This is a genomic window from Micromonospora sp. PLK6-60, from assembly GCF_019890675.1.
GTDB lineage: Bacteria > Actinomycetota > Actinomycetes > Mycobacteriales > Micromonosporaceae > Micromonospora.
Genome location: NZ_JAIOAA010000019.1, coordinates 41,929 through 62,807, shown reverse-complemented (window position 1 = coordinate 62,807; position 20,879 = coordinate 41,929). Strand labels below are relative to the sequence as shown.

At 75.1% G+C, this 20,879-nt stretch carries 20 protein-coding genes and 1 riboswitch; of the genes, 17 read left to right on the top strand and 3 right to left on the bottom strand.

Translation table 11 applies throughout. The features are described from left to right. Positions 1–22 precede the first annotated feature (22 nt). The 10 genes from K7640_RS25955 to K7640_RS25910 all read left to right on the top strand — a co-directional run bounded on the left by K7640_RS25955 (position 23) and on the right by K7640_RS25910 (position 11,136). On the top strand, positions 23–517 hold the full coding sequence (locus tag K7640_RS25955; RefSeq protein ID WP_222957540.1) for a guanylate kinase: 495 nt from the start codon (positions 23–25) through the stop codon (positions 515–517). 33 nt (positions 518–550) lie between these two features. After that, the gene (rpoZ, locus tag K7640_RS25950; protein ID WP_091341624.1) at positions 551–817 is read left to right on the top strand and encodes a DNA-directed RNA polymerase subunit omega; all 267 of its coding nucleotides are present in this window, start codon (positions 551–553) and stop codon (positions 815–817) included. Positions 818–833: 16 nt separating this feature from the next. Continuing rightward, on the top strand, positions 834–2,042 hold the full coding sequence (coaBC, locus tag K7640_RS25945; protein WP_222957539.1) for a bifunctional phosphopantothenoylcysteine decarboxylase/phosphopantothenate--cysteine ligase CoaBC: 1,209 nt from the start codon (positions 834–836) through the stop codon (positions 2,040–2,042). A 126-nt stretch (positions 2,043–2,168) separates the two neighbouring features. After that, complete coding sequence (gene metK / locus K7640_RS25940; protein ID WP_222957538.1) at positions 2,169–3,359, top strand: methionine adenosyltransferase; 1,191 nt, start codon at positions 2,169–2,171, stop codon at positions 3,357–3,359. A 53-nt stretch (positions 3,360–3,412) separates the two neighbouring features. Continuing rightward, complete coding sequence (locus K7640_RS25935; protein ID WP_222957573.1) at positions 3,413–5,545, top strand: primosomal protein N'; 2,133 nt, start codon at positions 3,413–3,415, stop codon at positions 5,543–5,545. A 97-nt stretch (positions 5,546–5,642) separates the two neighbouring features. Then, positions 5,643–6,626, top strand: coding sequence for an AAA family ATPase (locus K7640_RS25930; RefSeq protein WP_222957537.1), 984 nt, complete (start codon positions 5,643–5,645; stop codon positions 6,624–6,626). Positions 6,627–6,710: 84 nt separating this feature from the next. Beyond that, a complete protein-coding gene (locus K7640_RS25925; RefSeq protein WP_222957536.1) occupies positions 6,711–7,982 on the top strand; it encodes a cytochrome P450 in 1,272 nt (423 codons plus the stop codon). 43 nt (positions 7,983–8,025) lie between these two features. Continuing rightward, positions 8,026–8,586 (top strand): peptide deformylase, encoded by a 561-nt coding sequence (def, locus tag K7640_RS25920; RefSeq protein ID WP_222957535.1) that lies wholly within the window; start codon positions 8,026–8,028, stop codon positions 8,584–8,586. 4 nt (positions 8,587–8,590) lie between these two features. Continuing rightward, complete coding sequence (fmt, locus tag K7640_RS25915; RefSeq protein ID WP_222957534.1) at positions 8,591–9,517, top strand: methionyl-tRNA formyltransferase; 927 nt, start codon at positions 8,591–8,593, stop codon at positions 9,515–9,517. After that, positions 9,514–11,136 (top strand): RsmB/NOP family class I SAM-dependent RNA methyltransferase, encoded by a 1,623-nt coding sequence (locus K7640_RS25910; RefSeq protein ID WP_222957533.1) that lies wholly within the window; start codon positions 9,514–9,516, stop codon positions 11,134–11,136. Before fmt ends, K7640_RS25910 begins: the two co-directional genes overlap by 4 nt. A 107-nt stretch (positions 11,137–11,243) precedes the next feature. Here K7640_RS25910 and K7640_RS25905 read toward each other — a convergent pair whose 3' ends face one another. Then, complete coding sequence (locus K7640_RS25905) at positions 11,244–12,131, bottom strand: septum formation family protein (RefSeq protein ID WP_222957532.1); 888 nt, start codon at positions 12,129–12,131, stop codon at positions 11,244–11,246. A 258-nt stretch (positions 12,132–12,389) separates the two neighbouring features. On the opposite strand from K7640_RS25905, the gene rpe reads away from it, so the two are divergent. The 7 genes from rpe (at position 12,390) to ribH (ending at position 18,582) form a co-directional block, all read left to right on the top strand. Further along, positions 12,390–13,067 (top strand): ribulose-phosphate 3-epimerase, encoded by a 678-nt coding sequence (rpe, locus tag K7640_RS25900; RefSeq protein ID WP_222957531.1) that lies wholly within the window; start codon positions 12,390–12,392, stop codon positions 13,065–13,067. Between the two features lies 1 nt (position 13,068). Continuing rightward, complete coding sequence (locus K7640_RS25895) at positions 13,069–14,025, top strand: response regulator (protein WP_222957530.1); 957 nt, start codon at positions 13,069–13,071, stop codon at positions 14,023–14,025. An 81-nt stretch (positions 14,026–14,106) separates the two neighbouring features. After that, positions 14,107–14,278, top strand: a riboswitch (FMN riboswitch). Between the two features lie 162 nt (positions 14,279–14,440). Then, the gene (ribD, locus tag K7640_RS25890; RefSeq protein ID WP_222957529.1) at positions 14,441–15,502 is read left to right on the top strand and encodes a bifunctional diaminohydroxyphosphoribosylaminopyrimidine deaminase/5-amino-6-(5-phosphoribosylamino)uracil reductase RibD; all 1,062 of its coding nucleotides are present in this window, start codon (positions 14,441–14,443) and stop codon (positions 15,500–15,502) included. Position 15,503: 1 nt separating this feature from the next. Beyond that, positions 15,504–16,115: a riboflavin synthase gene (locus K7640_RS25885; protein WP_222957528.1), complete on the top strand. Its 612-nt coding sequence runs from the start codon at positions 15,504–15,506 to the stop codon at positions 16,113–16,115. Continuing rightward, the gene (gene pnuC, locus K7640_RS25880; RefSeq protein ID WP_222957527.1) at positions 16,115–16,810 is read left to right on the top strand and encodes a nicotinamide riboside transporter PnuC; all 696 of its coding nucleotides are present in this window, start codon (positions 16,115–16,117) and stop codon (positions 16,808–16,810) included. The genes K7640_RS25885 and pnuC overlap by 1 nt, the downstream gene beginning before the upstream one ends. Continuing rightward, entirely contained in the window at positions 16,807–18,078 is a 1,272-nt protein-coding gene (locus K7640_RS25875) for a bifunctional 3,4-dihydroxy-2-butanone-4-phosphate synthase/GTP cyclohydrolase II (protein WP_222957526.1), read from the top strand. Before pnuC ends, K7640_RS25875 begins: the two co-directional genes overlap by 4 nt. Before the next feature lie 3 nt (positions 18,079–18,081). Then, the gene (ribH, locus tag K7640_RS25870) at positions 18,082–18,582 is read left to right on the top strand and encodes a 6,7-dimethyl-8-ribityllumazine synthase (RefSeq protein ID WP_222957525.1); all 501 of its coding nucleotides are present in this window, start codon (positions 18,082–18,084) and stop codon (positions 18,580–18,582) included. 714 nt (positions 18,583–19,296) lie between these two features. On the opposite strand, the gene K7640_RS25865 is transcribed toward ribH, so the two are convergent. Together K7640_RS25865 and K7640_RS25860 are read right to left on the bottom strand one after the other, a co-directional pair. Continuing rightward, positions 19,297–20,040: an amino acid ABC transporter ATP-binding protein gene (locus K7640_RS25865; protein WP_222957524.1), complete on the bottom strand. Its 744-nt coding sequence runs from the start codon at positions 20,038–20,040 to the stop codon at positions 19,297–19,299. Position 20,041: 1 nt separating this feature from the next. After that, complete coding sequence (locus K7640_RS25860) at positions 20,042–20,878, bottom strand: amino acid ABC transporter permease (RefSeq protein ID WP_222957572.1); 837 nt, start codon at positions 20,876–20,878, stop codon at positions 20,042–20,044. Position 20,879: the final 1 nt, after the last annotated feature.

Here is a 20,879-nt window from a genome sequence, read left to right as displayed (position 1 = left end):
CGGCGGCGTGTAGAAACAAGCAGTGAGCACGGATGGTGAGGCGCGCCCGGCGGCTCGGCTCACCGTCCTGACCGGACCGTCAGGTGCGGGTCGGGACGGTGTGGTGGGACTGGTCCGGGCGCGTCTTTCCGCCGTGTGGGTGCCGGTGCCGGCCACCACCCGGCCGCCCCACCCCGGCGAGGTGGACGGCGTCGACCGGTGCTTCCTCGCCCCGGCCGACTTCGACCGGATGATCGCCACCGAGCAGCTGCTGGAGTGGACCCGGTTCGGGGCGTACCGCCGCGGGGTTCCCCGCGAACCGTTGCGGGCCCGGCTGGCCGCCGGCACGCCGGTGCTGCTCCCGCTCGACCTGCCCGGGGCGCTCGCGGTCCGCGCGGGCCTGCCGGGCGTACGCCTGGTCCTGCTCGTCCCGCCCGGGCACCGGGCCGACCCGGCCGTCACCGACGCGGCGGAACACACGCTGACCCACGACCTGACCGGTCGGGTGGTGGACGAGCTGGTAGGCTTGCTCGGTTAGACGCACATCTCCCAGACGGTAGAGGTTCAATTCGTGGGATCCATCGCCACCAATCCCGAGGGCATCACCAACCCGCCGATCGACGAGCTCCTGGAGAAGACCGACTCGAAGTACGCGCTGGTGATCTTCGCCGCCAAGCGCGCGCGTCAGGTCAACGCCTACTACAGCCAGCTCGGCGAGGGCCTGCTGGAATACGTGGGCCCGCTGGTGGAGACCACTCCCCAGGAGAAGCCGCTCTCGATCGCCATGCGCGAGATCAACGCGGGTCTGCTCACCGCCGAGCCGACCGACCAGCCGTAGTCCCCGCCGCGCCACGATGACCGCCGAGATCGTCCTCGGGGTCGGCGGTGGCATCGCCGCCTACAAGGCGTGCGAGCTGCTGCGGCTCTTCACCGAGTCGGGCCACCGGGTCCGGGTCGTGCCGACCGCCTCGGCGCTGCGCTTCGTCGGCGCGCCGACCTGGGCGGCGCTCTCCGGTCAGCCGGTCGCCGACGACGTCTGGTCCGACGCGCACGAGGTGCCACACGTGCGGCTGGGTCGCCACGCCGACCTGGTCGTCGTCGCGCCGGCCACGGCCGACCTGTTGGCCAAGGCGGCGCACGGGCTCGCCGACGACCTGCTGACCAACACGCTGCTCACCGCGCGCTGCCCGGTGGTGCTCGCCCCGGCGATGCACACCGAGATGTGGGAGCACCCGGCCACCGTCGCCAACGTCGCCACGCTGCGCTCCCGCGGCGTACGGGTGATCGAGCCCGCCGTCGGCCGGCTCACCGGGGCCGACACCGGCAAGGGGCGGCTGCCCGACCCGGCCGAGATCTTCGCGGTCGCCCGCCGGGCCCTGCTGCGCGGGGCCGACGCGCCGGCCGACCTGGCCGGCCGGCACGTGGTGGTCACCGCGGGCGGCACCCGGGAGCCGCTGGACCCGGTGCGCTTCCTGGGCAACCGCTCCTCAGGCAAGCAGGGCTACGCCTTCGCCCGGGCGGCCGTCGCCCGCGGCGCCCGGGTCACGCTGATCTCGGCCAACGTCGCGCTGGCCGACCCGGCCGGCGCGGACCTGGTCCGGGTCGGCACCACGGAGGAGTTGCGCAAGGCCACCCTCGACGCGGCCGACCGGGCGGACGTGGTGGTGATGGCGGCCGCCCCCGCCGACTTCCGGCCGGCCAGCTATGCCACCGGCAAGATCAAGAAGTCGGAGGGCGGCGACGCGCCGGTCCTCGAACTGGTCACCAACCCGGACATCGCCGCCGAGCTGGGCGCCCGGCGGCGGCCCGGCCAGGTGCTTGTGGTGTTCGCCGCGGAGACCGGCGACGCGGTCGCCAACGGCCGGGCCAAGCTGGCCCGCAAGCGGGCCGACCTGATCGTCATCAACGAGGTCGGCGTCGACAAGGTGTTCGGGGCCGACACCAACGCGGCGACGGTCATCGACTCCGGCGGCGCCGTGCACGAGCTGCCCGAGCGGGGCAAGGAGGAGCTCGCCGACGCGGTGTGGGATCTGGTGCTGCCCCGGCTCACCGGGCAATCCTGAGGTTTCGCCGCCGCCGGGCTTCCTGAAGACTGGTCACATCCCGTGTTGCCGACCCCCGGTCACCGCGAGATGACTAAACTGCCGCCGAACGACACATCACGAGATTTCAAGTTGCTTAGGAGTGCCGTGACACGTCTCTTCACTTCCGAATCGGTCACGGAGGGTCACCCGGACAAGATCGCCGACCAGATCAGCGACGGCATCCTGGACGCCCTGCTGGCACAGGACCCGCACAGCCGGGTGGCGGTCGAGACCCTGATCACCACCGGTCAGGTGCACGTGGCCGGCGAGGTGACCACCAAGGCGTACGCGGACATCCCGACGATCGTCCGGGAGACGATCCTCGGCATCGGGTACGACTCGTCGAAGAAGGGCTTCGACGGCGCGTCCTGCGGCGTGAGCGTCTCCATCGGCGCCCAGTCGGCGGACATCGCGCAGGGCGTGGACAACGCCTTCGAGCTGCGCACCGGCGCGTCGGAGAGCGCGCTGGACGCGCAGGGCGCCGGCGACCAGGGCATGATGTTCGGCTTCGCCTGCTCGGAGACCCCCGAGCTGATGCCGCTGCCGATCGCGCTGGCGCACCGGCTGGCCCGCCGGCTGTCCGTGGTGCGCAAGGACGGCACGATCCCCTACCTGCGGCCGGACGGCAAGACCCAGGTCACCATCGAGTACGACGGCCTGCGGCCGGTGCGGCTCAACACGGTGGTGGTCTCCAGCCAGCACGCCGCCGACATCTCGCTGGACTCGCTGCTCACCCCGGACGTGCGCGACCACGTCATCACCCCGGAGCTGGAGGGCCTCGAGCTCGACACCGAGGGCTACCGGCTGCTGGTCAACCCGACCGGCCGGTTCGAGATCGGCGGCCCGATGGGTGACGCCGGCCTGACCGGTCGCAAGATCATCGTCGACACCTACGGCGGGTACGCCCGGCACGGCGGCGGCGCCTTCTCCGGCAAGGACCCGTCCAAGGTGGACCGCTCCGCCGCGTACGCGATGCGCTGGGTGGCCAAGAACGTGGTGGCCGCCGGCCTGGCCGAGCGGTGCGAGGCCCAGGTCGCGTACGCGATCGGCAAGGCCCACCCGGTGAGCCTGTTCATCGAGACGTTCGGCACCGAGACCGTGCCGGTCACCTCGATCGAGAAGGCGGTGACCGAGGTCTTCGACCTGCGCCCGGCCGCCATCATCCGGGACCTCAACCTGCTCCGCCCGATCTACCAGCAGACCGCCGCGTACGGCCACTTCGGCCGCGAGCTGCCCGACCTGACCTGGGAGAGCACCGACCGGGCCGCCGACCTCAAGTCGGCCGCGGGAGCCTGACCGGCACCAGGCGCAGCGACCGGCGACCCGCGGACGGGTCGCCGGTCGCTCGCATCTGCGTCGACGTTCCGCTGGCCCACCTGGACCGTCCGTTCGACTACCTGGTGCCGGCCGACCTCGACGAGGCCGCCCGGCCCGGCGTGCGGGTGAAGGTCCGCTTCGCCGGCCAACTGGTCGACGGCTGGCTGCTGGCCCGGGTCGACGCGTCCGCGCACCCCCGGCTGGCGTACCTGGAGAAGGTGGTCTCGCCGGAGCCGGTGCTGGCCCCGGAGATTGCCGAGCTGGCCCGCGCGGTCGCCGACCGGTACGCCGGCAGCCTCGCCGACGTGCTGCGGCTGGCCGTCCCGCCCCGGCACGCCCGGGTCGAGAAGGAGGCGGCCACCGCGACCGGGCTGGCCGCCCCGGATCCCGAGCGCGGCGAGCCGGCGCCGACCAGCGGCGTGCCAGCCGCCGGCGACCCCGCCCCGACCACCGGCGTGCCAGCCGCTCAGCCGCCCACCACCGGCGAGGCAGCCGCTCAGGCCCCCACCACCGGCGTGCCAGCCGCTCAGGCCCCCGCCACCGGCGAGCCGGCCCCGGCCGCCGACCAGCCGGCCGACCCGGCCGCCGACCAGCCTGCCGTCGCAGCGCCGGTCGACCCGCGCGGCTGGCGGGACTACCCGGCCGGACCGGCGTACCTGCGGGCGCTCACCGCCGGCCGGGCCCCCCGCGCGGTCTGGTCCGCGCTGGCCGGGGAGGACTGGGCCGCCCGGTACGCCGACGCGGTGGCCGCCACCGTGGCCGGCGGCCGGGGCGCGGTCGTGGTGGTCTCGGACGCACGGGACCTGGACCGGCTCGACGCCGCGCTGACCGCGCTGCTCGGCCCGGGGCGGCACGCCTGCCTCTCCGCCGCGCTCGGCCCGGCCCGGCGCTACCGCGCCTTCCTGGCCGCCCGCCGGGGCGAGGTGCCCGTGGTGATCGGCACCCGGGCCGCGATGTTCGCCCCGGTGGACCGGCTCGGCCTGGTGGCGATCTGGGACGACGGCGACGACCTGCACGCCGAGCCCCGGGCGCCGTACCCGCACGCCCGGGAGGTGCTGCTCACCCGGGCCCAGCTCGCCGGGGCGGGCGCCCTGGTCGGCGGGTTCGCCCGGACCGCCGAGGCGCAGCTGCTGGTGGAGACCCGCTGGGCGCACGAGGTGGTGGCGGACCGGGCGACCGTGCGGGCGCGTACCCCGGCCATCGCGCCGACCGGCGACGACCCGCAGCTGGCCCGCGACCCGGGCGCGGCGACGGCCCGGCTGCCCAGCCTGGCCTGGACCGCCGCCCGGGAGGCGCTGCGCCGGGACGCGCCGGTGCTGGTGCAGGTGCCACGCCGGGGCTACCTGCCCGCGGTGTCCTGCGCCGACTGCCGGACCCCGGCCCGCTGCCCGCACTGCGCCGGCCCGCTCGCCCTGCGCTCCGCCGACGCGCCCCCGGCCTGCCGCTGGTGCGGCCGGGTGGCCGCCGCGTACGCCTGCCCGGAGTGCGGCGGCCGGCGGCTGCGCGCCGCGGTCACCGGGGCCCGCCGCACCGCCGAGGAACTGGGCCGGGCGTTCCCGGACGTGCCGGTGCGCACCTCGGGGCGCGAAGAGGTGCTCGCCGCCGTGCCGGGCGGGGCCGGCCTGGTGGTCGCCACCCCGGGTGCCGAACCGGTCGCCGAGGGGGGCTACGGCGCGGTGCTGCTGCTCGACTCGTGGGCCCTGCTCACCCGGGCGGACCTGCGCGCCGGTGAGGAGGCGCTGCGGCGCTGGCTGGCCGCGGCCGCGCTGGCCCGGCCGGGGTCGGCGGGTGGCCGGGTGGTGGTGGTCGCCGACGGGGCGCTGGCCCCGGTGCAGGCCCTGCTGCGCTGGGACGCCGCCTGGTTCGCCGCCCGGGAGCTCGCCGAGCGGCGGGAGCTGGGGTTCCCGCCCGCGGTGAAGATGGCAAGCGTCACCGGGGGCGCCGACGCGGTGGCCGACCTGCTCGCCGCCGCCGAGCTGCCGGCCGGCGCGGAGCTGCTCGGCCCGGTGCCGGCCGACGACGACCGGGAACGGATGCTGGTCCGGGTGCCCCGGGCCCGGGCGGCGGCGCTGGCCGGCTCCCTGCACGCGGCGGCCGGGACGCGCAGCGCCCGCAAGGCCGCCGACCCGGTCCGGCTCCAGATCGATCCGCTGAGCCTCTTCTGAGGGTGGCCCGCTCCTCGTCGCACTCCGCGTCCGCCGGGGTCCGGGAACCGAGGTGATAGCATCGCCCGTCATGCCGGTGAGCAGGGGTGGGCCAGCCGTGACCGTTCGTCAGTCGATTGTCTTCAACGGTGACCTCGGCAGCGGGAAGAGCACCGTCTCCGTCGAGATCGCCAAGCGGTTGGGCATGCGCCGGGTCAGTGTCGGCGACCTCTACCGGCAGATGGCGCAGGAGCGGCAGATGACCGCTCTCCAGCTCAACCTGCACGCCGAGTTGGACCAGGCCGTCGACGGCTACGTCGACCAGCTCCAGCGGGACATCGCGGCCTCCGGCGAGGCACTGGTGATGGATTCCCGGCTGGCCTGGCACTTCTTCACCGACGCGCTCAAGGTGCACATGATCACCGAGCCGGGCGAGGCGGCCCGTCGGGTGCTGCTGGGCCGGTCCGGCCCGGCGGAGAGCTACACCTCGCTGGAGGAGGCGAAGGCCAAGCTCCGGGAGCGCAGCGAGAGCGAGCGCGGCCGGTTCATCCTCCGCTACGGGGTGGACAAGGCCCGGCTGCGCAACTACGACCTGATCTGCGACACCACCCGGGCCACCCCGGAGCAGGTCATCGAGCACGTCATCGACGTGCACCAGGGTCGCCTCGGCGCGGAGGTGCTGCGCGCGGGCGCGCCGCTGCTGCTGCTCGACCCGCGGCGGATCTATCCCACCGAGGACATCGCCGCCCTGCGCGGGCTCTGGGACTCGGAGTTCGTCGGCGAGGTGGCCGAGGCCGGGGACGAGGCGCTGGAGCCGCTGCGGATCGGCTACACCGGCGAGTACTTCTTCGTGGTCGACGGGCACCGCCGGCTCAGCGCCGCCCTGCAGAGCGACTTCCCGCTGGTCCCGGCCCAACTGGTCGCCGAGGTGGACGAGCCGGTGGTGGGCGGCACGAGCGCGGTGGACTACTTCACCTCGCAGGTCCGGTCGAGCGTGATCCACGACTGGGAGGCGGCGCACGGCAGCACGCTGCCGCTGCCGGCGCACGCCCTGCTCGCCGGGGACGCGGTGCTCGCCGGGGAGCCGGGCACCGGCGCCTGACCTGCCCCGGGCCGGGACGGGATCGCCGGATCGGGCGCGGCGGAGCATGATGGAGCCTTCCGTCCGATTTCCGGGAGGCCGACCGTGGACCCTGCCGACGCCCTCGCGACGCTGCTCTCCCCGACCGGGCGGGTGAACCCGTACCCGGTCTACGAGCAGTTCCGCGCCCACGGCCCGGTGGTCCAGGCCGGGCCGGTCTTCTCCGTCGCCACCGGGTACGCCGAGGTCGACGCGATGCTGCGCGACCCCCGGTTCGGGGTGATGGACGACGCGCTGCGCGACCAGCTGTTGCCGGGCTGGCGGGACAGCCCGGCGGTGCTGTCCATCTCCCGGTCGATGCTGCGCACCAACCCGCCCGACCACAGCCGGATGCGCCGGCTCGCCGCCGGGGCCTTCACCCCGCGCCGAATCGCCGCCATGCGGGACGTGATCGTCGCCCAGGCCGAGGAGCTGGTCGACCGGATGCTCACCCGGGGCCGCGCCGGGGCGCCGATCGACTTCATGGACGAGTTCGCCTACCCGCTGCCGGTGGGGGTCATCTGCGCCCTGCTCGGGGTCCCGGCGGCGGACCGGGGGCTGTTTCGCCGCTGGGCCGCCGACCTGACCGGAGTGCTGGAGCCGGAGATCAACCCGGCGGAGCTGGCGGTGGCCGACCGGGGCGCCACCGAGCTGCGGGCCTACTTCACCGAGCTGGTCGCGGCGCGCCGGCGCAGCCCGGCCGACGACCTGACCACCGCACTGGTGCAGGCGCACGACACCGACGGTGATCGGCTCTCCGGCGACGAGCTGCTGGCCAACCTGATCGTGCTGCTGGTGGCCGGCTTCGAGACCACCACCAACCTGCTCGGCAACGGCCTTGTCGTGCTGCTCGACCACCCCCGGGAGGCGGCGGCCCTGCGCGAGCACCCGGAGCTCGCCCCCGGGTACGTCGACGAGCTGCTGCGCTACGACTCGCCGGTGCAGCTGACCTCCCGGATGAGCACCGAGCCGGCCCGGCACGGCGGGCTGGACCTGCCGGCCGGCAGCTGGCTGATCCTCTCCCTGGGCGCCGCCAACCGGGATCCCCGCCGCTACCCGGAGCCGGACCGGTTCGACCCGTCGCGCCCGCAGATCCAGCCGCTCTCCTTCGGCGCCGGGCCGCACTACTGTCTCGGCGCCGCGCTGGCCCGGCTGGAGGCGCAGGTCGCCTTCCCGCTGCTGCTGCGCCGGCTGCCCGGCCTGGCGCTGGCCGGCGCGCCGCAGCGCCGGGTGCGGCTGACCCTGCGCGGGTACGCCAGCCTGCCGGTCACCGTGGGCGACGAGTCCCCGCTCACCGATCGCGGTACGCCGGCCGGTGCTCCCGGCGCCACTCCGTAGACTGGTACGGCACCGTCCACCCCCGGAGAAGGAGTCTGCCCGCGTGACCGTCCAGCCCATCCGTCTGTTCGGCGATCCGGTGCTGCGCACGCCGGCCGACCCGGTGGTCGACTTCGACGTCGAGCTGCGCAAGCTCGTCGCCGACCTGACCGACACGATGCGTGAGCAGAGCGGCGCCGGCCTGGCCGCGCCCCAGCTCGGCGTGGGCCTGCGGGTGTTCACCTTCGACGTCGACGACGTGCTCGGCCACCTGGTCAACCCGGTGCTGGAGTTCCCCGACGAGGAGGAACAGGACGGCCCCGAGGGCTGCCTGTCCATCCCCGGGCTCTACTTCGACACCAAGCGCCGGCAGAACGTGATCGCCAAGGGTTTCAACTCCTACGGCGACCCGCTCCAGATCGTCGGGACCGGCCTGATGGCCCGCTGCGTCCAGCACGAGACCGACCACCTCGACGGGGTGCTCTTCGTCGACCGGCTCGACCCGGCCGGGCGCAAGGCCGCGATGAAGGCGATCCGCCAGGCCGAGTGGTATGACGACGCCGCCCCGCCGACGGTGAAGCTCAGCCCGCACGCCGCCGGCAACCCGTTCGGCCTGGGGCGGTGACCGGATGCGCCTGATCTTCGCCGGTACGCCGGCCGTCGCGGTGCCCGCCCTGGACGCCATCGCCGCCTCCGACCACGAGCTGCTGGCCGTGGTCACCCGCCCCGACGCGCCCGCCGGCCGGGGCCGCGGCCTGGCCCGCTCGCCGGTCGGCGCCTGGGCCGACGCGCACGGGGTGGAGGTGCTCACCCCGGGCAAGCCGCGGGAGCCGGAGTTCCTGGACCGGCTGCGCGAGCTGGCCCCGGACTGCGTGCCGGTGGTCGCCTACGGCGCGCTGGTGCCGCCGGTGGCGCTGGAGATCCCCCGGCACGGGTGGATCAACCTGCACTTCTCCCTGCTGCCCGCCTGGCGCGGCGCCGCCCCCGTGCAGCACGCCGTGCTGCACGGCGACGAGCTGACCGGCGCCAGCGTCTTCGAGCTGGAACAGGGGCTGGACACCGGCCCCGTCTACGGCACGGTGACCGACGAGATCCGCCCCACCGACACCTCCGGCGACCTGCTGGAGCGGCTGGCCCACTCGGGCGCCGGGCTGCTGGTGGCGGTGCTCGACGCGATCGCGGCCGGCACCGCCCGGGCGCTGCCGCAGCCGGCCGACGGGGTCTCCCTGGCGCCGAAGCTGACCGTGGACGACGCCCGGGTGCGCTGGTCCGATCCCGCCTTCGCGGTGGACCGGCGGATCCGCGCCTGCACCCCGGCACCCGGGGCGTGGACGACGTTCCGCGCCGACCGGGTCAAGCTCGGCCCGGTCACCCCGGTGGCGAACAGCCCGGAGCTGAAGCCCGGCGAGCTGCTGGTGGAGAAGGCCGGGGTGCTCGTCGGCACGGCCACCACCCCGGTGCGACTCGGCGAGGTGCGGGCGGCCGGCAAGAAGGCCATGCCGGCCGGCGACTGGGCGCGCGGCGTCCGGGTCGCCGCCGGCGAGGTGCTCGCGTGACGGGGCCGGTCGAGCCCCGGGACGAGCGCGTCACCGATCGGGGCCGGCGGCCGGCCGACGGTCCGCGCGGCGCCGACGGTCCGCGTGGCGCCGACGGTCCGCGTGGCGCCGACGGTCCGCGCGGTGGCCGCGGCGAACGTCCCCGGGACGGCTTCGGCCGCGGCGACGGACCGCGCGGCGGGTTCGGGCGCGGTGACCGGCCGGAGCGGCGCGGTGACCGGCCGCGCGACGCCGACCGGCGCGGCGGGCCCCGGCGGCCCCCCGTCGACCTGCCCCGCTACGTCGCCTTCCAGGCGGTCGCCGCGGTGCACCGGGACGACGCGTACGCCAACCTGGTGCTGCCGGCGATGCTGCGCGAGGAGGGGCTGTTCGGCCGGGACGCCGCGTTCGCCACCGAGCTGACCTACGGCACGCTGCGCCACACCGGCACCCTGGACGCGATCCTCACCGACGCGGCCGGGCGGGACGTGCAGCGGATCGACCCGCCGGTACGCGACGCGCTGCGGATCGGGGCGTACCAACTCCTGCACACCCGGGTGCCGGCGCACGCGGCGGTCTCCTCGACGGTGGACCTGGTCCGGGCGGTCGGCCCGGGCGCGACCGGGTTCGCCAACGCGGTGCTGCGGGAGATCACCACCCGGGACCACGACGCCTGGGTGGACCGGCTCGCCCCGGACACGGCGGTCGACCCGGTCGGGCACCTGGCGCTGGCGTACAGCCATCCGCAGTGGATCGTGCGGGCGTTCAGCGAGGCGCTCGGCGGTGACCTGGCCGAGACGGAACGGCTGCTGATCGAGGACAACGTACGCCCCCCGGTGCACCTGTGCGCGCGGCCCGGCCGGGCCGATCCGGTGGAACTGGCCGACGAGGTCGGCGGCGCGCCGGGCGCCTTCTCCCCGTACGCGGTCTACCTGCCCGGCGGCGCGCCCGGCGAGCTGCGCGCGGTCACCGAGGGACGGGCGCACGTGCAGGACGAGGGCTCCCAGCTGGTGGCCGCCGCGCTGGCCGACGCCCCGCTGGACGGCCCGGACGGCCGCTGGCTGGACCTGTGCGCGGGGCCGGGCGGCAAGACCGGCCTGCTCGGCGCGCTGGCCGCCGGGCGGGACGCCCGGGTGACCGCCGTCGAGGTGGCCGAGCACCGGGCCCGGCTGGTCGAGCAGGCCACCCGGGGGCTGCCGGTGACCGTGCTGGCCACCGACGGCCGGGAGGTCGGCGCCCACCCGAAGCTGCCCGAGCAGCACTTCGACCGGGTGCTTGTCGACGCGCCCTGCACCGGGCTCGGTTCGCTGCGCCGCCGTCCGGAGTCGCGCTGGCGGCGGCAGCCGTCGGACCTGCCGCCGCTGACCCGGCTGCAACGCGAGCTGCTCGGCGCGGGGCTGCGCGCGGTGCGACCGGGCGGCCTGGTGGCGTACGTGACCTGCTCCCCGCACACCGTGGAGACGCACGTGACGGTGACCGAGGCGGCCCGCCGCGCCGGGGTGCCGGCCGACTTCGTCGACGCCCGCCCGCTGCTGCCGGCCGGAATGCCGGGGCTGGGCGACGGCCCGACGGTGCAGCTCTGGCCGCACCGGCACGGCACCGACGCCATGTTCCTCGCGGTGCTGCGCCGCACCACCTGACCCGCCCGGGCGTCCCGGTCCGCCCGGCGCGGACCGGGTCGCCACGGCGTGGGCCAAGGTCGCCACGCGTGGGCCGGGTCGTCATGGGCGCGGGCCGGGACGCGCGGTCAGCCCGCCGGCAGGCCGGTCGGGCCGGCCCCCTTCATCGACCGGGTCAGCTTCCGGTCGTCGCTCCACAGGAAGCAGCGGACGCCCCGGTCGCCCTCCTCCCACTCCCGCTGCGACGGGGGATAGAAGATCGACCCGGCCCGGTACGGCAACTCGCTGTTGTCGGGCACGGCGGCGAACCGGGCGATCAGCGTCATGCACCGGCGGTGCACCTGCTGGTCGATCCGGAGGAACGCCGCCCAGGGCATGTCCCGTTCCAGATAGACCCCGACGAACTCGGCGCGGTGCGGCTCGCTGCACAGCACCGGCGCCATGTAGTTCAGGTTGTCGTCGATCAGCTTCGGGTCGAAGCAGCGGTGGGTCAGCGGGCTGTCGCCGACCAGCGCCCCGCGCAGGCTGCCGGTGCGGTTCACCGGCCGGGTGTTGTCGATGCTGTCGGTCTCGCTCAGGTCGCAGCGGAACCAGCGGGCGCCGGCCGCCCAGGCCGCGTGGCTGGGCAGCGCCATGGTCAGGGTGAGCCGGGCGGAGTGCCAGTCCCCGCCGAGCACCTCGCGGGCCCGCTGGTCGCACTCGGCGCGGGCGGTGCGCAGGGCGGGGGAGCCGGGCTCGGGTCGCTGGGCGGCGCGGGCCACCGGCCCGGTGAAGGTGCCGACGTGGACGGCCTCGGCGAGGTGGCTGCGGGCGCAGTCGACGGTCTCGTAGGTCGCCGCCTGCACGACCGAGGACATCCGGGGCAGGCAGGCGTCGGTGGCCGGGACGAACTGGGCCGGCGGGTGCAGGGCGGGCCAGTCGTCGGTGAGGTCACCGTCCGCCTGGTGCGGACGTACGCAGCCACCGAGCAGCGCCGTCACCGTGCCGGCCAGCACCAGCGCGAGCCACCGTCGCATCGTCCGTCCTCCCGGGAACTGACGGCCGGAACACCGCGGCCGGCGCGGCGTCGGCCGGCACCGGGCGTGCAGCATATGTCACCGTCCTCGATGGAGTGTTGCCCCGTTTCGGTCGTTCGGCCAGTGGCGCATCGATATTCGTCGCCGCGAGGTCACCGGAACGGTCAATCCTGCACCCCGGGTGACGGTGAAATCACCGTGCGCCCCTGCTGGTGCCGCGCTGCGGACGGCCGGTGGCGGCGTTCGTACACTGGCCTGGTGACCGTACCGCCGCCCATCCTCGCGCCGAGCATCCTGGCCGCCGACTTCGCCCACCTCGCCGACGAGGTCCGGGCCGTCGAGCACGCCGCGGACTGGCTGCACGTGGACGTGATGGACAACCACTTCGTGCCCAACCTGACCATCGGGCTGCCGGTGGTGCAGAGCCTGCGGGCCGCGACCCAGTTGCCGTTCGACGTGCACCTCATGATCGAGGACCCGCGGCGCTGGGCGCCCGGCTACGCCGACGCCGGGGCGTACAACGTGACCTTCCACGCGGAGGCCTGCGACGACCCGGTGGCGCTGGCCAAGGACCTGCGTTCGGCGGGGGCCAAGGCGGGGCTGGCCATCGACCGGGACACCCCGATCGAGCCGTACCTGGACCTGCTGCCCGGCTTCGACACGCTGCTGATCATGACGATCAAGGCGGGCTTCGGCGGGCAGCGGTTCCTGCCGCAGCTGCTGGACAAGGTGCGCACCGCCCGCCGGCACGTCGACGCCGGCCACCTGGAGCTGCGCATCGAGGTCGACGGCGGGATCGCCGCCGACACCATCGAGCAGGCGGCGGCGGCCGGCGCGGACGCCTTCGTCGCCGGCACCGCGGTCTACGGCGCCGACGACCCGGCCGAGGCGGTACGCCGGCTGCGGGGTCTCGCGGAGCGCGCGGCCGGCGGCTGACGTGGACCCGGCCGAGGACCGACCCGACGTCATCCTGGTCGTCGACGACGACGAGGACATCGCCCGCTTCGTCGAGTTCAACCTGCGGCTGCACGGCTTCGAGGTGATCCACGCCAGCGACGGCCAGGAGGCGCTCGAGGTGATCGAGCGGCAACGGCCCGACCTGGCCGTGGTGGACCTGATGATGCCCCGCGTGGACGGCCTGGAGCTGACCCGGCGGCTGCGCGCCGACCCGATGACCTCGGCACTGCCGGTGATCATGCTGACCGCCAAGGGGATGACCGTGGACAAGGTCCACGGGCTCAGCGCCGGGGCGGACGACTACCTGGTCAAGCCCTTCGACACCGCCGAGCTGGTGGCCCGGGTCGCCTCCACGCTGCGCCGCAACAAGGAGTTCCGCGAGGTCTCCCCGCTGACCGGGCTGCCCGGCAACAGCCGGATCCGCCGGGAGATCGCCGACCGGGTCCGCAACGGTGCCGACTACGCCGTCGGCTACGTCGACATCGACCGGTTCAAGAGCGTCAACGACCGGTACGGCTTCGTCCGGGGCGACGAGTTCATCTCCGCCCTGGCCCGCAGCCTGCACCGGGCGGTGGTCTCGATCGGCCTGCCGCCGGCCTTCCTCGGCCACGTCGGCGGCGACGACTTCGTCATCGTCTGCACCCCCGACCAGGTCCGCCCGCTGACCTCCCGGGCGGTGGTCGACTTCGAGAAGGCCGCCGACTCGCTCTACGACCCGACCGACCGGGAGCGCGGGTTCGTGGAGCTCAAGGACCGCCGGGGCAACATCCGCCGGGCCGCGCTGGTCACCCTCTCCATCGGCGTCTCGCTCTCCGACCCCGGCAAGCGGTTCACCGACCCGCTGGAGGCCATCGCCGTCGCGTCGGAGATGAAATCGGTCGCCAAGAGCCAACCCGGCTCGTACGTCGCGGTCGACCGGCGTCGGGGCGTTACGTGATCGTGCGGTCTTTGCTGTGAGGTAGCTCGCCTCGGTGGCGCGACCCCCCGGGACGCGTGTAAGACTTCGGGAGTACCCACCACGCGCTGGCGGGGCTCGGTGAAATTCCGAACCGGCGGTGATCCACGGTCCGACCGTGGTAAGCCCGCGACCCGGACGGCTTCGGCCGGACGGTGGACCTGGTGAGAATCCGGGGCCGACGGTTGGTGGCGGTTCGTCCGCCACCAGAAAGTCCGGATGGGAGACAGCGCGCGGGACGGGGGAGGGCCCTGTGCGCCGGTCGCTGTCCGACCATCGCCGGGGCTCCCCGGGGTCGGCTGTGCCGTCCCCGGATTCTCCGCCGCCTGCCCGCGGCCCCTGTGGCCACCCCTCCCGCACCGCCCGCGCGCCACCGGCGAGTCGAGAGGGCAGGGCGATGGCCAGCGCTGCGGTCGACGAGGCGATGCGGCGTGCCGTCGCGCTCGCCGCCCGGGGCCTCGGCACCGCCAGCCCCAACCCGGTGGTCGGCTGCGTCCTGCTCGACGCGGACGGCACGGTCGTCGGTGAGGGCTTCCACGCGTACGCCGGCGGACCGCACGCCGAGATCGTCGCGCTCGCCCAGGCCGGTCGCCGGGCCAAGGGCGGCACCGCGGTGGTCACCCTGGAACCCTGCGACCACGTCGGCCGCACCGGGCCGTGCAGCCTCGCGCTGATCAACGCCGGGGTGAGCCGGGTGGTGATCGCCGTGCCGGATCCCAATCCGGTCGCGGCCGGTGGCGCCCGCACCCTGCGCGACGCCGGCGTCCAGGTCGAGGTCGGCGTGCGCGCCGCCGAGGCGGAGGCCGGCAACGTCGCCTGGCTGACCTCCACCCGGCGCGGCTGGCCGTACGTGATCTGGAAGTACGCCGCCACCCTCGACGGCCGGTCGGCCGCCGCCGACGGCACCAGCATGTGGATCACCTCCGAGGCGGCCCGGACGGACGTGCACGCGCTGCGCGGCACCGTCGACGCGGTGCTCGCCGGGGTGGGCACGGTGCTCGCCGACGACCCCCGGCTCACCGCCCGCAACCTGCGCGACGGCACCCTGGCCATCCGGCAGCCGCTGCGCGTCGTGGTGGACAGCGCCGGGCGTACCCCGGTCGACGCCCGGGTCCGCGACGCCGCCGCGCCCACCTGGATCGCCACCGCCGCCGAGGTCGGCGCCGGCCCGGACGGCCGGGTCGACCTGCCCGCGCTCCTGGCCGAGCTGCACCGGCGCGGCGTGCGCGCCGCGCTGCTGGAGGGCGGCCCCCGGCTGGCCGGCGCGTTCCTCGCCGCCGGCCTGGTCGACCAGGTCGTCGGGTACGTCGCGCCCCGGCTGCTCGGCGCCGGGCCGACCGCGCTTGTCGACGCCGGCGTGACCACCATCGCCGAGGCCATCGACCTGGAACTCACCGACGTCACCCGGATCGGTCCCGACCTGCGGATCACCGCCCAGCCCCGAAAGAGGGAGAGCTGACATGTTCACCGGCATCGTGGAGGAGTTGGGCGAGGTCGCCGGCGTGACCCCGACCGGGGGCGACTCGGCCCTGGTCGCCGTCCGCGGCCCGCTGGTCACCTCGGACGCCCGGCACGGCGACTCGATCGCCGTCAACGGCGTCTGCCTGACCGTGGTCGACGTCGACGGCGGCGTGTTCACCGCCGACGTGATGGGCGAGACGCTGCGCCGCTCGGCGCTGGGCGCGCTGCGCACCGGCGCCCCGGTCAACCTGGAACGGGCCGCCGCGCTGGGCAGCCGGCTCGGCGGGCACCTGGTCCAGGGACACGTCGACGGGGTCGGCGAGATCGTCGCCCGGGAGCCGGCCGAGCAGTGGGAGACGGTCCGCTTCCGGCTCCCCGCCGAGCTGACCCGATATGTGGTGGAGAAGGGCTCGATCACCGTCGACGGGGTGTCGCTCACCGTCGCCGCGGTCGGCGCCGACTGGTTCTCCGTCGGGCTGATCCCCACCACCCGCCAGCTCACCACGCTCGGCGCCAAGGGCGTCGGCGACCCGGTCAACCTGGAGGTGGACGTGCTGGCCAAGTACGTCGAGCGGCTGCTCGGCGACCGTACGCCGGGGGGTGTGCGCTGATGGGCCCGCTCGGTTGGCTGCTCGACGCCCAGGTCCACGTCGCCGGCTCGCCGGTGCTGGTCCGGGAGATCGTCGGCAACATCTTCGGCCTCGGCTCCGCGCTGCTCGGCCTGCGCCGGGTGGTCTGGGCCTGGCCGGTCGGCATGATCGGCAACGCGCTGCTGTTCACCGTCTTCCTCGGCGCGGTGTTCGCCACCCCGCAGGCCCACGACCTCTACGGCCAGGCCGGCCGGCAGGTCTTCTTCTTCGCGGTCAGCGTCTACGGCTGGTGGCGCTGGTCGCGCAACCGCCGGGGCGGCGCGGGGGAGCAGCCCGCGGTGATCCCGCGCTGGGCCACCGGCCGGGAACGGCTCGGCCTGCTGGCCGCCGCGGCAATCGGCACGGCGGCCGCGTACCCGGTGCTCGCCGCGCTCGGCTCCTGGGGGCCGCTGCCGGACGCCTGGATCCTGGTCGGCAGCCTGCTCGCCACGTACGGCATGGCCCGCGGCTGGGTCGAGTTCTGGCTGATCTGGATCGCCGTCGACGCGGTCGGGGTGCCACTGCTGCTCCAGGGCGGCTTCTATCCGTCGGCGGCGATGTACCTGGTCTACGGCGGGTTCTGCGTCTGGGGCCTGGTCGCCTGGTGGCGCACCTCGCGCCGGGCCGCCGCCCCCGCCGCCCCGATCCCGCCCACCTACTCGGAGGTCGCGGCATGAGCACCACCGCCTTCGGCAGCATCGAGCAGGCCCTGGCCGACGTCGCCGCCGGCCGGCCCGTCGTCGTGGTCGACGACGAGGACCGGGAGAACGAGGGCGACCTGATCTTCGCCGCCGAGCTGGCGACGCCGCAGCTGCTGGCCTTCATGGTCCGCTACACCTCGGGCTACGTCTGCGTGCCGCTGACCGAGAGCGAGTGCGACCGGCTGGACCTGCCGCCGATGCACCACACCAACCAGGACCGGCGGGGCACCGCCTACACGGTGACCGTGGACGCCCGGGAGGGGGTCAGCACCGGCATCTCCGCCGCCGACCGCTCGCACACCATCCGGCTGCTCGCCGACCCGTCGACCGACCCGACCGACCTGGCCCGCCCCGGCCACGTGGTGCCGCTGCGGGCCCGCGAGGGCGGCGTGCTGCGGCGCCCCGGGCACACCGAGGCGGCCGTCGACCTGACCCGGCTGGCCGGGCTGCGGCCCGCCGGGGTGCTCTGCGAGCTGGTCAACGACGACGGCACCATGATGCGGCTGCCGGAGCTGGAGAAGTTCTGCGCCGAGCACGACCTGACCCTGATCACCATCGCCGACCTGGTGGCGTACCGGCGGCGGCACGAGAAGCAGGTCGAGCGGGTCGCCGAGGCCCGGATGCCCACCCCGTACGGGGTGTTCCGGGCGCTGGGCTACCGCGCCGAGCACGACCCGGCCGAGCACGTCGCCCTGGTCTACGGCGACCTCGGCGACGGGCAGGACGTGCTGGTCCGGGTGCACTCCGAGTGCCTCACCGGGGACGTGTTCGGCTCGCTGCGCTGCGACTGCGGCCCGCAGTTGCAGGCTTCGCTGGCCCGGGTGGCCCGGGAGGGGCGCGGGGTGGTGCTCTACGTGCGCGGCCACGAGGGCCGTGGCATCGGGCTGCTGCACAAGCTGCGCGCCTACCAGTTGCAGGACCTCGGCCGGGACACCGTCGACGCGAACCTGGACCTGGGGTTGCCGGCCGACGCCCGGGACTACGGCACCGGCGCGCAGATCCTCTACGACCTCGGCGTACGGTCCATGCGGCTGCTCACCAACAACCCGGCCAAGCGGGCCGGGCTGGAGGGGTACGGCCTGACCGTCACCGGCCGCGAGGGGCTGCCCGTCCGGTCCAACCCGGAGAACGTGCGCTACCTGCGGACCAAGCGGGACCGGATGGGGCACCTGCTGGAGGACCTGGACGAGCGGACCGAGGCGCCGATGGGGCGTGCGGTCGCCGGCGACGAGATCGGAGCGTAGGAGATGGCGGGATTCGGCGAGCCCGGAACGGACGCGGTGGACGCCGCCGGCATGACGGTCGGCGTGGTCGCGGCCCGTTGGCACGGTGAGCTGACCGACCACATGCTGGACCGGGCGGTCGCGGCGGCGCAGGCGTGCGGCGCCCGGGCGGTGGTGGCCCGGGTGGCCGGGTCGGTGGAGCTGCCGGTGGTGGCCCAGGCGCTGGCCCGCCGCTGTGACGTGGTGGTCGCCCTCGGCGTGGTGGTGCGCGGCGCCACCGCCCACTTCGACTACGTCTGCCAGTCGGTCACCGACGGGCTGACCCGGGTGGCGCTGGACGAGGGGAAGCCGGTGGCGCACGGGGTGCTCACCGTCGACACCCTCGAGCAGGCCCGGGACCGGGCCGGGCTGCCGGGCTCGGCCGAGGACAAGGGCTGGGCGGCCACCGTGGCGGCGCTGGACGCCGCCCTGGCCATCCGTGGGGTGGCCGCCGCCAACGCCCAGCGGGTCGGCTTCGGCGGCTGACCTGCTCGGACCGGAGCCGGCCCGGCTCCGGTCCGCCTCCTGCTGGCTGGGGTTGCCGTGCCACCAGGGCGCGGTGCCGCCGGGGCGCTGGCCGCCTGGCGTCGTTCCGTGCCGCGGCGGGTGCCTGGGTGCTGTGCCGTCCGGGTGTCGTTCCGTGCCGTGCTGGGCGCCGGGGTGCTGTCCGTCCGGGTGCCGTTCGTGCCGCGCTGGGCGCCAGGGTGCTGTGGCGCGGTGCGCGGCTTGGGCTCCGCGCTGCGCTGCGGTGTGCGCCTGGGCTCCGCGCCGTACCCCTCTCGGATGGGTCGGCGCGTGGCCTACGAACTTGATGTCGTAAACGAATCAACCGGGGCACGTTTTCCCGGATATCGCGGCCTCGATGATTCGTTCGCGTCATCAAGTTGGTAGGTAGCGGGGAGGGTGTAGCCGGCCGCCCCGGGCAATGGGCGGACGCCCTCCCGACGTGCCGCCAGACCGGGACCGCCCCGCCGCACACGCGGCCCACCTCACCGCCGCGCACCGCGACACGCCGCGCATGGGGCCAATCCGGCCGCCGGACACCGCGACACGCCGCGCATGGGGCCATCCCGCCCGCCGGACACCGCGACACGCCGCGAGTCGGGCCACGGCCGCGCACCGCCCACGCCCAGCGCGCACCGCGCACCGCGCACGGCGAGCGGACCGGCGAGGGTCGGCCCGTCCCGGTGACCGGGGCGGTCAGAGCCGGCCGGCCTCGATGATCCGGCGCAGGAACTGCCGGGTGCGGGGCTGGGTCGGCTCGCCCAGCACCTGCGCGGGCGGCCCGGCCTCGATGACCCGGCCACCGTCGAGGAAGCAGACCTGATCGGCGACCTCACGGGCGAAGCCCATCTCGTGGGTGGCCAGCACCATGGTCATTCCGTCCGCCTTGAGGTCGCGGATCAGGGCCAGTACCTCGCCGACCAGCTCCGGGTCGAGCGCGGAGGTGACCTCGTCCAGCAGCATCAGGCGGGGCGAGTTGGCCAGCGCCCGGACGATCGCCACCCGCTGCTGCTGCCCGCCGGAGAGCCGGTCCGGGTAGGCGGCCACCTTGTCTCCGAGCCCGACGCGGTCGAGCAGCTCCCGGGCGTGGGCCTCGGCGTCGGCCCGGGCCCGCCCGTGCACCCGGCGCGGGGCGAGGGTGATGTTGTCCAGCACGGTCAGGTGCGGGAAGAGGTTGTACGACTGGAAGACCATCCCGATCCGGCGGCGGACCACGTCGGCGTCCACCCGCGGGTCGGAGATCTCCTCGCCGTCCAGCTCGATGATCCCGTCGTCCAGCTCCTCCAGCAGGTTGACGCAGCGCAGCAGGGTGGACTTCCCCGAGCCGGACGCCCCGATCAACGCCACCACCCGGTGCTCGTCGACGGTCAGGTCGAGCCCGTCGAGCACCACGTGGTCGCCGAACTCCTTGCGCAGCCCCCGGCAGGTCAGCACCGGCATCTCAACCCCCGGACTGGCGTCGGGCCGAGCGCAGCGTCACCCAGTCGGTGACCGCGATCAGCGGGATGGCGAGCAGCACGAACAGCACCCCGGCCACGATGTACGGGGTGTAGTTGAACGTCTGGGCGGTGGCGATCTGGGCGGCCCGCACCGCGTCGATCGGACCGGCCAGGGAGACCAGCCCGACGTCCTTCTGCAGCGCCACCACGTCGTTGAGCAGGGGTGGCGCGACCCGCCGGACGGCCTGCGGCAGCACCACGTGCCGCATGGTCTGCCGGTAGGTCAGCCCCAGCGAGCGGGCGGCGGCGAGCTGGCTCGGGTGGACCGACTCGATGCCGGCCCGGAACACCTCGGCCAGGTAGCCGCCGTAGGTGAGCACCAGGGCCAGCCCGCCGAGCACCAGCACCGGCGGCATCCCCTGTAGTCGCAGCCCGGGCACGCCGAGGGTGAGCAGGTACAGCACGATGATCAGCGGCAGCCCGCGAAAGGTGTACGTGTAGCCGGCGGCGAGCGCCCGGACCGGGAAGAAGACCGGGCCGCGCAGGGTCCGCAGCAGCGCGATCACCAGCCCGAGCAGCAGCGCGCCCGCGGCGCAGCAGACCAGCAGCCGTACGTTGAGCCACAGCCCGGTCAGCACCGTGGGCAGGGCGTCCCGGGCGATCGCCGGGTCCAGGAACGATTCGCGGACCCGGTCCCAGCCGGGCGCGCCGGTGACGGCGAGGACCAGCAGCGTGCCGAGCACCGCCGTGGAGGCGGCGGCGACCAGCACGCTGCGGATCGTCTGGCGGCGGCGGTACGCGGCCCGCCGCCGCTGCGCCGTCGACGGGGTGTGGTGCAGC